At 39.0% G+C, this 1,727-nt stretch carries 1 protein-coding gene; it reads right to left on the minus strand.

Annotated elements, in window-relative coordinates; genetic code table 11:
- Positions 1-112 precede the first annotated feature (112 nt).
- Complete coding sequence (gene istA / locus KHM83_RS19515; RefSeq protein WP_213238715.1) at positions 113-1,612, minus strand: IS21 family transposase; 1,500 nt, start codon at positions 1,610-1,612, stop codon at positions 113-115.
- Positions 1,613-1,727: the final 115 nt, after the last annotated feature.

The raw sequence follows: 1,727 nt of genomic DNA on the forward strand, positions 1-1,727 counted from the left end.
GTTAGTAAATCCAATATAAACTGATCTTTATCTTTAAATTCTATCTCATCATAAATTTCGATGAGGGAATGGCTTAAGCGTAGTTTTTTACGGTACTCTGTTATTGCTTGTCTCATCTGGCACCTCCAATCAAGGTATCATAGTGAGCAAGGTTGGTTTCAAATACTGGCAGATTTATAAGCGGATTTTCTGTTGGTTTCAGCCTATAAATCGCATGGTCTTCTTTGAGTCTGTAATAAGTTGTCCAGAGTGCTTCAGGGTCACGAACATCGCTTCGGAGCACTTGATCAAGCACCTGCTGTGAAAATAAGATATCATCCTTTATAAGACAATGATGAAAGAATTTCAGTGCCTTCTTGAGAGATTCTTGTTCTAGGTTACTCAGATAATGACGCCAATCGTCTGGGAGGGACTCATAGAACCCAGAATATTTAAGAGCTCTCGGCCTATTTAGAATAAGACCCATAAAATCTAACCAGTGAGTAGATGTGTGACCTTCTTCAAATGACCGTTTATGTTGCGTGATATAGGAATGGTCTGAACTTAGAATAATAAGGTCATTTGCCATGATTTTTACCCATACATAGTCAGATACAGATTGTGGTGAAACAGAGTATTTGCACCCACCGAACGTGATGTGACCATACTTGTCTACTCGTCGCTTTTCATATCTAGCGGTATCAAAGGCAGTATGATTAAAAGGTCTCATGGCTGTCTTTTCTTGCCCAAATATTTTGAGTTGATTGATACCATGCTTGTAATGGTCAGTGTCATTTTCCTCGTCGCATCTTTTGAAAAGTTCTAGATTCGTTTTAGCGAGGTCAGTAACATCTATCGCAGGAATGAAGAGGTTATTTCTAAAATAGCCGACTTTCTTCTCGACATTTCCCTTTTCATGGCCTGCATAGTCATTGCAGAAAACAATGTCAAAGCCATAGTGTGTAGAGAATCGTAGGAAGCGATCTGTAGGCATGGGATTGCCATCATCATCTTTCTTTCTGATGCAGGCTGCAGCCATTTGATCAAACCAGATCTTATTCGGAACAAATCCAGTGTATCCAAAGATGGCCACAAGTGATTCCATTAGAGCTTCCATGGTTTCGGATCTCGTCACTTGGCAGTAACCAACGTTGCTGGCGGGAAATGAAAGCACCAGCTCATGCATAAGTTTTCTTACACCATTTTTAATAACGTAGATTTCACCGAAGTCAACTTGAGCCTCACCGCCAGGGTGATTAAGATCAAGGAAGCAAGGCGCATCTTCATAGAGCTTTAATCGTTCTTGTTTGACGATGTTTCGCATGGTCCTTTCGGCCACTTGGCAGAGTTCAGGTTTTTCCCTAAGAGCTCTTTTATAAATCGCTTTGGCAGTGTGTCGATGTTTTTTCTTGAGATTTTTATCTTCTAAAAGGATATCCCTAACAAATGGTTTGATTAAATCTGATTTTGTTTGTGACGTCTTTTTTACAAGTGGTTCGTTGAAATCTTCTTGTTCTACATATTTTTTAATCGTGCGGTAGTTATGTCCAGTAGCTTTTTCAATTTCGGCGAAGGATTTTCCTTTATCGAAGTAGAGTTTTCGGATATAATTGACTTGAGTAATTGCTAGCACGTCCTTTCCTCCTTAAAGTTTGGTCACTTCAAGGGTATAAGATTGAGATTGTACTGGCAATTATTTTTTTGTATTTTTGTCTGCCATTCATTGTATTTTTAGATTACCATAAACA

Origin of the sequence: Fusibacter paucivorans, from assembly GCF_018390735.1 — a bacterium.
GTDB classification, from domain to species: Bacteria; Bacillota; Clostridia; order Peptostreptococcales; family Acidaminobacteraceae; genus Fusibacter; species Fusibacter paucivorans.